Source organism: Blautia sp. aa_0143, assembly GCF_004167315.1.
Taxonomy (GTDB): Bacteria; Bacillota; Clostridia; order Lachnospirales; family Lachnospiraceae; genus Blautia_A; species Blautia_A fusiformis.
Genome location: NZ_RCXU01000007.1, coordinates 124,592 through 136,455 on the forward strand (window position 1 = coordinate 124,592; position 11,864 = coordinate 136,455).

General features: G+C 43.6%; 15 protein-coding genes. All 15 read right to left on the bottom strand.

Annotated features, from left to right (window positions below; genetic code table 11):
• Nucleotides 1-92: 92 nt before the first annotated feature.
• Nucleotides 93-824, bottom strand: coding sequence for an ABC transporter permease (locus tag EAI83_RS05070; protein WP_129899825.1), 732 nt, complete (start codon nt 822-824; stop codon nt 93-95).
• Nucleotides 821-1,546 (bottom strand): ABC transporter ATP-binding protein, encoded by a 726-nt coding sequence (locus EAI83_RS05075; RefSeq protein WP_129899824.1) that lies wholly within the window; start codon nt 1,544-1,546, stop codon nt 821-823. The genes EAI83_RS05070 and EAI83_RS05075 overlap by 4 nt, the downstream gene beginning before the upstream one ends.
• Before the next feature lie 66 nt (nt 1,547-1,612).
• A complete protein-coding gene (locus EAI83_RS05080) occupies nt 1,613-1,801 on the bottom strand; it encodes a cysteine-rich KTR domain-containing protein (RefSeq protein WP_129899823.1) in 189 nt (62 codons plus the stop codon).
• Between the two features lie 128 nt (nt 1,802-1,929).
• Nucleotides 1,930-2,580 carry an ABC-2 transporter permease gene (locus EAI83_RS05085; protein ID WP_129899822.1) on the bottom strand — a complete coding sequence of 217 codons (651 nt, stop codon included), beginning with the start codon at nt 2,578-2,580 and terminating at the stop codon, nt 1,930-1,932.
• A complete protein-coding gene (locus EAI83_RS05090; protein ID WP_129899821.1) occupies nt 2,573-3,433 on the bottom strand; it encodes an ABC transporter ATP-binding protein in 861 nt (286 codons plus the stop codon). The genes EAI83_RS05085 and EAI83_RS05090 overlap by 8 nt, the downstream gene beginning before the upstream one ends.
• Nucleotides 3,426-3,809 (bottom strand): GntR family transcriptional regulator, encoded by a 384-nt coding sequence (locus EAI83_RS05095; RefSeq protein WP_087227078.1) that lies wholly within the window; start codon nt 3,807-3,809, stop codon nt 3,426-3,428. Before EAI83_RS05095 ends, EAI83_RS05090 begins: the two co-directional genes overlap by 8 nt.
• A gap of 172 nt (nt 3,810-3,981) precedes the next feature.
• Nucleotides 3,982-4,236, bottom strand: a complete 255-nt coding sequence (locus EAI83_RS05100) for a hypothetical protein (RefSeq protein WP_129899820.1) — start codon at nt 4,234-4,236, stop codon at nt 3,982-3,984.
• Nucleotides 4,237-4,256: 20 nt separating this feature from the next.
• The gene (locus EAI83_RS05105) at nt 4,257-6,221 is read right to left on the bottom strand and encodes an ABC transporter permease (protein ID WP_154244560.1); all 1,965 of its coding nucleotides are present in this window, start codon (nt 6,219-6,221) and stop codon (nt 4,257-4,259) included.
• Nucleotides 6,211-6,978 carry an ABC transporter ATP-binding protein gene (locus EAI83_RS05110; RefSeq protein ID WP_129899818.1) on the bottom strand — a complete coding sequence of 256 codons (768 nt, stop codon included), beginning with the start codon at nt 6,976-6,978 and terminating at the stop codon, nt 6,211-6,213. The genes EAI83_RS05105 and EAI83_RS05110 overlap by 11 nt, the downstream gene beginning before the upstream one ends.
• Before the next feature lie 101 nt (nt 6,979-7,079).
• On the bottom strand, nt 7,080-8,093 hold the full coding sequence (locus EAI83_RS05115; protein WP_129899817.1) for a sensor histidine kinase: 1,014 nt from the start codon (nt 8,091-8,093) through the stop codon (nt 7,080-7,082).
• The gene (locus EAI83_RS05120) at nt 8,090-8,761 is read right to left on the bottom strand and encodes a response regulator transcription factor (RefSeq protein WP_129899816.1); all 672 of its coding nucleotides are present in this window, start codon (nt 8,759-8,761) and stop codon (nt 8,090-8,092) included. The genes EAI83_RS05115 and EAI83_RS05120 overlap by 4 nt, the downstream gene beginning before the upstream one ends.
• Entirely contained in the window at nt 8,748-8,942 is a 195-nt protein-coding gene (locus tag EAI83_RS05125; protein WP_129899815.1) for a helix-turn-helix domain-containing protein, read from the bottom strand. The genes EAI83_RS05120 and EAI83_RS05125 overlap by 14 nt, the downstream gene beginning before the upstream one ends.
• 119 nt (nt 8,943-9,061) lie before the next feature.
• Nucleotides 9,062-9,454 (bottom strand): winged helix-turn-helix domain-containing protein, encoded by a 393-nt coding sequence (locus EAI83_RS05130; RefSeq protein WP_129899814.1) that lies wholly within the window; start codon nt 9,452-9,454, stop codon nt 9,062-9,064.
• A 124-nt stretch (nt 9,455-9,578) separates the two neighbouring features.
• A complete protein-coding gene (locus tag EAI83_RS05135) occupies nt 9,579-10,349 on the bottom strand; it encodes a response regulator (protein WP_129899813.1) in 771 nt (256 codons plus the stop codon).
• A 187-nt stretch (nt 10,350-10,536) separates the two neighbouring features.
• Nucleotides 10,537-11,864 (bottom strand): ABC transporter permease (locus EAI83_RS05140; RefSeq protein ID WP_129899812.1); only part of this gene is annotated, 1,328 nt, incomplete at its 5' end.

The following is an 11,864-nucleotide window of genomic DNA, read 5'->3' on the forward strand; positions in this document are numbered from 1 at the left end:
CTTTTTCCATAAGTATACCTCCGATTGAAAAACCACTCACAAGACGCATCTTTGTAATTCTGTAACTGTGCCTCAGATTTTTTGATAACAGCTTATAATTCAGTTTTCCGAATAATTGCGATACATGCTGTAAATATTATAGTAATGCTGGAAATTACAGATAGTGCTACTGCAATCAAATAATCCGTGAATATCAGAGAACCATCATAAAGCATAGATAACTGTATGTTGGGAAGTAACCTCAGCCAACTCTGCTCAGGAAATGCTTGAGCTGAATATGCCTTATTTGTAAAAACGACAAACAGAATGGCAGATGAAACTGATCCCGCAATAGCCAAGGCTCCTTTTCGTGTTACAATTACAAAGAAAAAGAAAGCCATTGTCATAACAAAATAGAAAGGTAATCCCCTTAATATGTTATATAATATGTGACCTATAAAAACCGAGGCAGGGGTACTTGTTCCTAAAACCGCCGCTGCAATTCCGGTAGATATGGTTAAATAGGCAAGTATAATCAACAGACATCCAAGTAAATAGTGAATGAGTTTTGCCATCAAAAACTGCATACGGCTATATCCATGTGCAATAATATGAATAATGGTTCGATTGCTAAATTCGTCGGCAAACGATACTCCGGCATAGATAGCACAGGCCAAATATAGAACCATTACATCTTTTCCTAAATTAGTAAAGGCATTTTCGGCACTGGCATATACCTGCGTAAAAATAGAAATACACGCACAAGCAATAAGAACGGCAGAAATAATCCAAACAGACTTTTCATGTCCGAATTTATATAATTCCGCTTTCATCAATCGTTTCATTTTCCGCCCTCCAACATATCCTTATAAAAGCCTTCCAAGCCGTCAGAAGATTGCGGGATGGAGGAAGAAGATACCTCTCGCAGCAGTTTCCCATTATGTAAAAATCCGTAATGCGTAGCAATGTGCTCTAACTCGCTCAAAATATGGCTTGATATAACAATCGTAATACCATTCGTTTGATTAAGTGATAGTAGCAATTCTCTGATTTCAACAATCCCCATCGGATCAAGTCCATTGATAGGTTCGTCCAAAATAAGTATTTCAGGATCGTTCAATAGCGCAATCGCTAACGCAAGACGCTGTTTCATACCTAATGAAAGGTGACGGGCCTTTTTGTTTTGCTGCGTATCTAACCCAACTATTTGCAGCACACTGATAGCTTTTGAGGCATCTTTGTGACCGTTATATTGAATTTGCTGGACAAAAATGTTTTGCAATACAGTCATATCGGGATAAAGGGCTGGCATCTCAATCATAAAGCCAATTCTTCTGCGAGCCTCCGATAGTTCCTGTAAGGACACCGATTGCATGATTGAAAATGTGCCGGATGACGGCTGTGATAAACCTGCTAAAATTCGGAAAAGAGTTGTCTTTCCCGCTCCATTTTCTCCAACCAAGCCGTAGATGCTTTTTGACGGTACTGACATTGTTACATTCTCTAATATTTGATTTTGCCCATAATACCTGCATAGTTTACTTGTTGTAAGTGCATAGTCTCCCATAGTTGTTCTCTCCTTAATTTAATAAAAAAAGCAGAGCCAACCATAAAAGAGAATTTCTCCTTTATGTTATCGGCTCTGCGGCTGTGCGTCTGGCGCTTTGATAACGGTTATATGGAATTGTTCAATGTCGATTAGATATTCACTTTTGCATTTGGGACAAAAGAGAGGAAAATTTTTAAGTACGGTATCTTCCCGAATTTTGTCGCGTGTTTTATTTCCGCATACTGGGCAGCGGATGAACTCTGTTTTCTCCATATTGTTCACTCCGAATTACGATCATTCTTTTTCTTATCCCGATATTTCCGTATGAGTTTATTACGGATAGGAACGCCTACACCAATCAAAAGCACAACTGCCAAAATTGTGAAATCCATACAATCACCTCACATTTCTTTCTTCTTCATAATCCGAATGGACAAGATGATAGAAACCGCATACATCGCGACAATAGAAAAAACCGCAAGGAAAACAAGAAGTATCGGAGAAGATTCAACGATTGAAATAATTGAGTCCCCGATAGCTGGCATTTTCGAGAGAAGAAGTAAAGTCACCAAAAAACCGGCCACTGGAATATACATAAATACCCGTCCTTTAATTGAGCCGTACTTGTAATATCCCGGAATCTGGAACACGGTATAGAGTGCAAATAAGAATACTCCTGCAATAGCGGCAGTCACAATGTCAAATACGCCAACTGTTTCACCCAGCACTTTCAAGACAAGCGGCTGTGCAATCAAAGAAATAATCAGGGAAAGAAGCCCCATTGCAAGGACGAAAACATAGCGTCCGATCACAAGCTCGCTTTTCCGAACAGGTAAAATGCCAAACAGACGATCCATACTGTTTTTTTCTGTGATAGAAAAGGTATATCCCGTCGTCATGGCAATAAAGCACATAGCAAATGATACCCCTGTCAGTAAAGAACGATTGATTGCGGCAAACACAATCGGCAGAAGCAGAGTGAAACAAATTGTCTTAAAATATGGTTTTACCAATGCAATATCTAATTTTGTGGATTTCAAAATATTACTCATAATCGTCACCTTTCTTGCTTGTAAACACTACAATTTCATCAATGGTGGCAGGCTCAATAGTCAGGTTGGAGAAACCGTTAATATCTTCGGTTTTCATCAGTGCCTCAAATCCCGTAGGGAATGTACGAATACCAGCCGCCTTATTTTTCAAATCATTGGACAGTTCCTCAATTCCACCTTTTACAATACGGAACATATCTACAAAATCATCTTTGCTGCCAGTAAAGTACAATTCGCCATAACTAATGTAGGTAATATAATCGGCTGCACGCTCCAAATCGCCTGTGATATGGGTAGAAAACAAAACACTATGCTCTCCATCTTCAATATACTCTGAAAGAATTTTCAAAAGTTCATCTCTGGAAACCGGATCAAGTCCGCTGGTCGGCTCGTCGAGGATCAGCAGTTTGGCATCGTATGAAAACGCACAGGCAAGCATTAACTTCATCTGCATACCTTTAGAAAGTTCTTTTACCTTTTTGGTTGGTGCAATGTGAAATTTCCGCAACATATCTGCGAATTTCTGGCTGTCCCAATTTGGATAAAATACCGAAATGGATTTTTCAACCTGCGAGACTTTCCAATCATCACTGAAATAATTTGTATCGAAAACAACACCAAGCTCTGATTTTACTTTTTGTTCTTCTACGATATTATCCAGCCCAATCACTTTGACTGTGCCGCCGGTGCGTTTGAGCATATTCAAAATCAGTTTGATTGTCGTGGTTTTGCCAGAACCATTCGGGCCGATCAAGCCCATAATATATCCCTTTGGCAAAGTAAAGCTGATATTGTGAAGCTGAAAAGAATCAAAAGATTTTGAAAGATTCGTTACCTCTAAATAATTAGTCATCTGTTTTTACCTCCGTTAAAATGTCCAAAAGGTGATGTAATTCCTCTGTGGATAGATTTGCCATTCTTGCAGCTTTTATTGCTTCGGTGAGATTGTTTTCTACTTTGCAAATGAGCTGCTCCTTAATCAGTTCTGAACCAGAACCCATTACGAAACATCCGCGCCCCTGCACATTTTTAACAAAACCCTCTTGCTCTAATTCTGTGTATGCCTTTGTCACTGTTAAGACGCTGATCTTTAAGTCTTTGGCAAGTGTTCTAAGGGAGGGCAAAGTTTCTTCGGCTTGAAGCTCGCCGGATAAAATAGCCGCCTTGATCTGCTGCTTAATCTGCTCGTATATGGGGACGCCAGATACATTTGAAATAATCAGTTTCATTGCTGCATCCTCCGTGTGTTTTAACTGTTATGCTGTTGTGTATAACAGTATAACACGAGGGGCTCAAAAAAGCAATATAGTTTAAGGAAAGTTCATAATGGCAAAAATTGGTCGGGATAATAAAATTACTATCCTGACCAATTTTTTTAACAGGAAGTGCCTATTTCATCCGCTAATTTTTCTTGTAGTATAAGTGGAACGCTGCTGCGCCGGTGACCGCCAACTGTACCAGAATCAGCACAGCGAACAGGCCGAAGCTCTCATAGTAGAACAGTTCATCACAAAACAGGAGAACATCACAGAAAGCAGTCAAGGCAACCGTCCAGCGGATGTGCCGGGCCAGCCATTGCCGAAACACAAGCACAAGAACAACGGGCGGAACGATCAGCAGCGCCAGATTCAAAATCAAGGTCGGGGTCAGTTCCATTGCGTCGCCTCCTTTAAGTTTCATCTCATTTCCGGTCGAAGAATAACCCGTTTGAATAAGAACATTGTTGCACCAAAATAGGTTAGGTAGATTGCACAGAATAGCAGGATCGTCACCAGACCATAAAGAGGTACAAGTCCCTGCTGCAAGATTGCCTCTCCGAAAAAGAACTGTGCTCCTGCAATCAGCAGAACCGTCAGCAAAAGAGGGAATAGCAGTGGGATCAAAAAGACTGTGGACAGTTCCCTGCGTATCAGGGAGGCTTGCCTGCGGCCCGGTACACCCAAACGGTCAATGACTGCATAATTCTTCTGGTTTTTGTCTATGGCAGAAAGCTGCTCAAATGCAAGAACCGAGCAGGATAGAATGATAAAAATAATGCTTAAATACAATCCGCAGAACGAAATGGCTGTAAATCCAGTCAGCGAATTGGCAACACCCCACGCCTTTACTGTAACACCCATCGTTACTTTTTCCGGGAGCTGTTGACTTGACTGCAATTCCGGCTGCCATTTCCCGCTGTTCAGGAATTGCTTCAAGTCGCTTTTCAATTCCGGGTATCCGCCATCTTCCAGTTTCATCGCCAGACGGATTTTTTCTCCGACGAATTGTGAGACTGTTTCATCCGGCAGAACAAGCACATATCCCTTCGTTCCGGCCATTTGATACTGCTCCATCGGCTCCGTCAGGATTGGTGTCTCTGCAATAGTCAAGGTTCGACCCTTTAATGTGATCTCCGGCTGCTGCTTCAAGCCCTGCCGGATTCCGTCCATATAGTTCCATGTATCACAATGAACCAAAAACTCGTTGTCGCTCATGGAAACAGGAGAAAGTCCCAAAATCTCACGCAGGTGGTTATAGTCGGACAAGGACAAAGCTTCGATCGGTTTTTCAGGAACCGCATACAGATAATAGCTTACAGAATCCTCGACTCCACAATGCTCCTCTGTAAAGGAAACGATGGAATCCATGCTGGATTTTTCCAAAGGTGCATCAATCGCCACGCCTGCATCATAGGGATAATAGGCTTTCATGTTGGCTTTGTAGCCTGCTCCCATTGTAAGCCCCACAAACATGGTTGCCAGAGATATAGTTAAAAGAATCGCCACCACAGCCATTGTCCGGCCAGCAGAATGGATGCGTCGCCCAATCTGCCCCAGGAAGAACAGATTTTCTTCTTTGTACTTATGGCGCAGATTTTGTTTTGCAAATCGGTGCAGCAAAAGCGGAATCTGGCGATGCAGCCCGTAAACACCCACCAGAATGAGCAGGCAGGCTCCGCCAAGGTACAAAAATGCTTCATTGGTTTGTGTTTGAAGCATCCGCCCAAGCAAAATCACGCCTGCAACCATTGCGGCTATTGAAAGCAATACTACCAAAAGACTATGGCGGAATGATTTGAAATGGTATTCTTCATTCTTGCGGTTATCATACAGAAGATCGATTACTTTCTGATGCCGGATAATCTTTGCTGCTCGGAGCATCCCAAAACTATACATCAAGGCAAAAAACAAAAATGTTACTGCCCATGCCTGGAGAGAAAAGGAAACCTGATAGGTATGCGGTACCTCAAAGATATTTTTTACCACTTGATTCAGCAAACCAGAAAGCCCTGTGCCAACCAAAGAACCAAGCAGAAAGGCTCCTGTGCCGATGATACTGTTTTCAGCAAGGAACAAATTTCGTACTGTCTTTGCTTCCATGCCAATCAGTTCGTAGGTTGCAAACTCTTTTTTCCGTCGTCCCAGCATAAAGCGGATCGCATAACCGATCACAAACGAGGACATAAAAGCAACCAGAGCTGACATAAGCAGAATTCCAGTAGTCAGCATCGACATATTTTCTGCCATAGCAAGAACATCTGATGAGAAGCCCAATGCCAAAAATGAGTACATCAATGCCGCAGTCAAGGTAAGCGTCACAAAGTAAATGATATAATCCCGCAGACTTCTGCGGATATTACGGAGTGCCAATTTAGCGTACATCACTCACGCCCCCTCCCATCATGGTGAGGACATCCAGAATTTTTTCAAAGAAAGTCCTGCGTGAATCGCTGCCTTTGAAAATTTCTGTAAAGATTGCCCCATCCCTCAAAAAGAAAATACGATTGGCATAGCTTGCCGAGAAAGCGTCGTGTGTCACCATCAGGATCGTGGCTCCGAGATCTTCGTTGATACTCTGGATCGTCGAAAGCAGCATCTGGGACGAGTGACTATCTAACGCGCCAGTGGGTTCGTCCGCCAAAATCAGCTTAGGCTGGTTGATAATGGCTCTGGCACAGGCGCACCGCTGCTTCTGGCCGCCGGACACCTGATAGGGGTACTTATCCAGAATATCCATGATATTCAGCTTTCCGGCCATTTCCCGCACCCGTCCATCAATCTCGCCTGCTGGAACCTTGTTGATGGTCAGCGCCAGGGCTATGTTTTCCGAAATGGTCAGCGTGTCCAGCAGGTTAAAATCCTGGAACACAAATCCAAGATTTTCCCGGCGAAACCGGGCAATCTGTTTTTCATTGATTTCCGTCACATCGGTCCCATCCAGATAGATATGTCCCGCACTGACGGTATCAATGGTGGAAATACAGTTGAGCAGGGTAGTTTTACCGGAGCCGGATGCTCCCATAATTCCTACAAATTCCCCCTCCTGAACGGAAAAGCTGATGTCCTGAATTGCTTTTGTAACATTCCCACCATTTCCGTAATATTTTTGGATATGATCCAGTTTCAAAATTTCTTTCATTGTTATCACCTCTGATCTCTATTGTAAAATAAGAGCGGCTTCGTTTGTATCAAGTTTTCTTACAAAGTTCTAACAAAAATGTAAGAAGTGCAGAACGGTTCTCAGCTCTGCACTTCATGAATCAGACAGTTGATGTGAAAAGAAAGGGAAATGGCTGTGCCATGTTCCAACGACTCCGCCGTAATGCCAATGCCCAGCTTTTCACAAAGCCGTTTGCATAGGTACAGGCCAATGCCTGTGGACTGCTGGACCATACGACCATTCTGACCGGTAAATCCCTTTTCAAAAATACGGGGCAGATCGGATGCAGCAATCCCGATTCCATTGTCCTTCACCACAAGGACAACCTGATCCTGCCGTTTATGAGTAGAAATGCGGAGAACCGGCTGTTCCGTACGATACTTGACCGCATTGGCAATCAGTTGGTTCAGAATAAAGCGCACCCACTTTTCATCTGAATAAACCGTGTCCTGCATTTCCCCCACTTCCAGACGCATACCACTTTGGAGCAGCAGATATTTGTTATCTGCAATCGCCCCATGCACCACTTGGGACAGCGCCATTTCCCGGACAGAATAATCTTTCTCTGTATGCTCACTGCGGGCATAATAAAGAGCCTGTTCGGTAAAGCGGTTGGTCTTTTCCAGTTCCAGCAGAAGTTCCTTTGTCCAGTCCGTCCGGTGGTTTTCACATAGGAGTTTCATGGCAGTAATGGGCGTTTTGATTTCGTGAATCCATTGCTCAATGTATTCCTTGTACTCCAAGCGTTCCCGCTCGACTTCTCCAATCTGTTCCAACATGGATTTTCCAGCCATTTTCAAAAGCTGATAGAAAACCTGATCCTCGGCCTGTTCCGGCAGCTCCATCACTTCGGAAATGAGGTATCTTTCGGAAAGCTGCTCCGCCATATCCAGAAGTTTTTTCATCTGCCGTTTCCGTTTCCAGTAAGTGAGGACAAGTCCCATCAGCAAAATCAATGCCCATACGATCAGGATCAATACGACTGCGGAAACCGAATTGCCGCACACCAGCAGAAATACAGTGAGTGCAGCCATACAAACAAGGTTCGTCAGCAGAAATGGTAGCCTGTTTTTCCAATATCGTCTGCTGTTCATATCGTGTACCCCTGTCGGTGCTTTGTCTTGATAAAATCCGTCAGACCGATGCCCGCCAGCTTCTCCCGGATACGGTTGATATTGACGCTCAAAGCATTGTCATCTATATATAACTGATTGTCCCACAAATACTCAATCATATCTCCACGAGAACAGATTTTCCCACCGTTCTTGAACAGGTAATAGAGAATTTTCAATTCGTTCTTAGTAAGTTCTACGCTCTGTCCATGATAATCCAGACTGCTGGATTCCAGATGCAGCACGGCATCTCCATAGACGATCTGTTCCCGTTGCTGTGCAGGATAGGCTTTCTTCAGCAGAGAAGCAATTTTCGCAAGCAGGATCGCTGTATGATAGGGCTTCGTGATAAAAGCGTCTCCGCCCAGCATAATGCTGTTTAATTCATCCATATCTGTATTACAGCTCGTTACAAAAATGATTGGTACTTCGGAGAAGGTACGGATTTTAGAGCATAAAGCAAAACCATTCTCTCCGGGCAACTTAATGTCCAATAAAATCAGATGTGGCTTTTCATCCTGAATCTGTTCTGTCACAGCAGAAAAATCCTTTACGCCAACCGTTGCATATCCATTTCCGTTCAATAATGTTTGCAATTCTCCCTGTATCACAGGATCATCTTCAATTATCATAATTTTATATCGTTTCATGCTTTCTGCACCTTCCTTGTTTTGTCCGGCCATCAATCGGCTTTTCTGCAGTTTTGGGAATCAGCCAAATACCGGCCATCTTTACTGCTCCAGAAATACGTTCACCAGTACAATAATAATTTACCCTACGAGGCGTCACACCCCATTTTTCGGCGGCCTCTTTTAATGTCATATATTCCATATCGCACCTCCATAGAATCTATTATAGTTCTTTAGCTCGAACAATACAACCTTCAATATTAAGTGTTTGGAAGTGGACATCATAAAATTAAAGCCACAAGAAAATCTCGTGGCTTTAGCTTACAAGTGTTCAAATTTATAGCCGATTCCGGCAACACTCTTAATGTAGTTTGGAAGATCCGGTTCATAACGTAACTTCTTACGCAGCTTACTTATATGATTATGAATCGCTTTTCTCGAATAGAAATCACAATCCTCTTTCCAAACCAAATCGGTAATCAGTTCGTAAGTAAAAACACGTTTGGGATTGGCAATGAGCAATGCCAGAATATCAAACTCTTTGCTTGTCAGGTTGATAATCCGTTCACGAACCCTGACAGTGCGGTGTTCCAGACATAGATAAAGCTCGCCTTTCTGTATTTCTGTAAGAGGATTCTTCTCTGCTGCGGAAAAAGTGTGACAGGAATTGAATACCGTTCCATGACAGACTCCTTGTTCCAAAATATATTGCATTAGAGCATTCTTTTGTTCCTCGTTAAGAAGCAGAAATAACTTTTCGCCAATCTGTTTGCCGGATTCTTCTATATCAAAAACAGCTAATGTCCCATCACATCATCACCTCCGTAAAATTTTTCAATTACTCCACAAAGAACAGAACCCGCCGGATCAGCTCTGGGATATTGACCGGGGCGGTGATATAGTCGTTCACGCCCTCATGCCGGTATTCATATTCCGTGGCAAGGTCGTTGTTCTCGGTGAGGATAAAGAACGGCAGAAGCCGGACAGGGGGATTCTTCATTTGGAACATCCCCGCCACCCGCCGCAGCGTATGAAACAGCTCCATTGCTGTGCCGTCCGGCAGTTCCAGACCGCACAAGATCAGTTCTATTTCCTTATCCTCAAAAATCCGGCGTTTAGCCTCTGCAATCGAGGAAACCAGAATCAGGTCAAAGCCCTTTTGCAGCATGGCAGCCCGCAGCACTTCGGCGCTGGTATCTTCCGCATGGACAAAGAGCAGCTTGTGAAAAGTTGGAGCCTGTTCGCCGGATAACTGCCGGTAGGCGTATTCCACCAGCTTATCTTGCAGCAGCAACCCTTTCATTTTGTCCATGCACAGCGTCGCGCCCCGGCGCATAGCCTCTTGTTCATAGTCGTCCTTGTCATGGCAGGACGCCAGAATAAAAGGCAGTTCCTTGTCTGCGGCCCGCACCTCGTCCAAAAAGTCCATGCCGGAGCCGTCCGGCAGGTCGAGATCACAGCAGATCAGTAGTGGCATTTCCTCTTGGATGGCGGCCCGCGCTTCTTTCAGCGTGGAAGCCGTTTTTACCGGGTAGCCCCGGTGCTGTAAGTATTTTTGCAAGCACCATGTATAGGTGTCGCTGTCGTCAATCAGCAGTATCTTTTTCATGTGTCCTCACCCCCAATATTGATTTACCACAAGCATACACTACAAATGTTACACAAATGTCCGAGGTGCCTTTGATTTCGGCAGAAAAATAGGCTGAATTGTTACAACGCTCGGACATTTCAAAAATTTCTTTGAGAAATGGCGGAAAAAGCGGGGCAGCACACGCCGCCCCGCCGATCCCATACGGTTATTCCATCGCCCGCATTTGTTCGATCAGGGATTGTTTTTTCTGTCTGCGAATTGTCCATACAGACAAGATCAGTTCCATTCCGAACAATACCAGAATGAACAGACCCATTTCCAAAACCGGGAATTTGTAAGGCACTACATTTCCGGCAAAAGCTCCTATACTCATTTTTCTGCAAGCAAAGATAGAAGCCGGAAGCCCAACGATCAGCGTCGCCAATGTTGCAAAGAGCGCATAGCACAGCCCCTCACAGATGTTCATTTTACATAGCTGTTTTTGTGTTAGGCCGATAGAACGCAGAATACTGTTTTCCTGCTTTCGGGCTATCTGGTTAGAGAGTGTCGTATTGATAAGGTTGATAACGCCAAAGAGAAATACCAACCATGAAAGTATCTCCATACTGCCAAACGCAAAAGAATTTGTCATTTCTTCATATTCAATCACTGTATTGATTTCATCTAAGGCAATATTACTATGGCTGGCAACAATATTTTTCAATTCAGCTCCCACATAGTCCGTTTTTTTAGGGTCATTTACAATGCTCCATGAATAGTCAAAAGAGTTGATTTCCGGGTGCAGTTCGTGGAACAACGCTTCTGGTGCAAAAAGAGTTGCCCCATCTAAGGGCATCCTGCCATGTCCTGAATATACCTTTGCAGGAGCGTATAACCCCGATATGGTAACAGAAACGGATGGCTGTTCTTCTCCCAAAGAAATCTCAACCGTTGAACCAACACCCATATCCTCATTCTGCTTTAGCACATTATAGTCAATTACAATACTACGGGAATCTGTTGGCATGGTTCCCTCTGTCAGAGCCGCTTCAACTGCCGCATAATTCTGGTCGGTCAGCATATCGCACATACCACCAGCTTGATGAATCTCTGTTTTATAAGTTGCATGGAGAGATTGCCTGCTTGGAATTATATCTGTAACGCCATCAATAGATAAGATTTCCTGCTTTAATTCCTCATTCAATGGATTTCCCGCTGCCATAACCTTTTCTTCTGTCATTTCAGAATCCAAATAAATTTTATAGTCGCCGTCTGGGAAAAACTGTCTTGCAAGCGCCTCTGGTGAGCGCAGCAAAACAATGGAGGATACCACAAGCAGGATAATTCCGCCCAAACTCAATGAGGCTACAATAGCAACGGTCTTTTTTCGGTCACGCCTAAAATTTGCAATTCCCATTGAAACAGGATTGAGCTTGATATTCTTTTTCCGGCTGCGGATGTCCTTTTGCGCCGGGGCAAAACGGACGGCTTCAATGGGGGAAATCCCTGCCGCAATTTTCACCGGCTTACGGATGGAAACAGATACCATGATCC

Bases quoted from the DNA above. Each gene is read 5' to 3' on its own strand.
- EAI83_RS05135 (WP_129899813.1), bottom strand. From the start codon at position 10,349: ATGAAAAAGATACTGCTGATTGACGACAGCGACACCTATACATGGTGC.
- EAI83_RS05085 (WP_129899822.1), bottom strand. From the start codon at position 2,580: ATGAGTAATATTTTGAAATCCACAAAATTAGATATTGCATTGGTAAAA.
- EAI83_RS05075 (WP_129899824.1), bottom strand. From the start codon at position 1,546: ATGGGAGACTATGCACTTACAACAAGTAAACTATGCAGGTATTATGGG.
- EAI83_RS05130 (WP_129899814.1), bottom strand. From the start codon at position 9,454: ATGCAATATATTTTGGAACAAGGAGTCTGTCATGGAACGGTATTCAAT.
- EAI83_RS05090 (WP_129899821.1), bottom strand. From the start codon at position 3,433: ATGACTAATTATTTAGAGGTAACGAATCTTTCAAAATCTTTTGATTCT.
- EAI83_RS05070 (WP_129899825.1), bottom strand. From the start codon at position 824: ATGAAACGATTGATGAAAGCGGAATTATATAAATTCGGACATGAAAAG.
- EAI83_RS05080 (WP_129899823.1), bottom strand. From the start codon at position 1,801: ATGGAGAAAACAGAGTTCATCCGCTGCCCAGTATGCGGAAATAAAACA.
- EAI83_RS05110 (WP_129899818.1), bottom strand. From the start codon at position 6,978: ATGAAAGAAATTTTGAAACTGGATCATATCCAAAAATATTACGGAAAT.
- EAI83_RS05115 (WP_129899817.1), bottom strand. From the start codon at position 8,093: ATGAACAGCAGACGATATTGGAAAAACAGGCTACCATTTCTGCTGACG.
- EAI83_RS05120 (WP_129899816.1), bottom strand. From the start codon at position 8,761: ATGAAACGATATAAAATTATGATAATTGAAGATGATCCTGTGATACAG.
- EAI83_RS05100 (WP_129899820.1), bottom strand. From the start codon at position 4,236: ATGGAACTGACCCCGACCTTGATTTTGAATCTGGCGCTGCTGATCGTT.
- EAI83_RS05105 (WP_154244560.1), bottom strand. From the start codon at position 6,221: ATGTACGCTAAATTGGCACTCCGTAATATCCGCAGAAGTCTGCGGGAT.
- EAI83_RS05125 (WP_129899815.1), bottom strand. From the start codon at position 8,942: ATGGAATATATGACATTAAAAGAGGCCGCCGAAAAATGGGGTGTGACG.
- EAI83_RS05095 (WP_087227078.1), bottom strand. From the start codon at position 3,809: ATGAAACTGATTATTTCAAATGTATCTGGCGTCCCCATATACGAGCAG.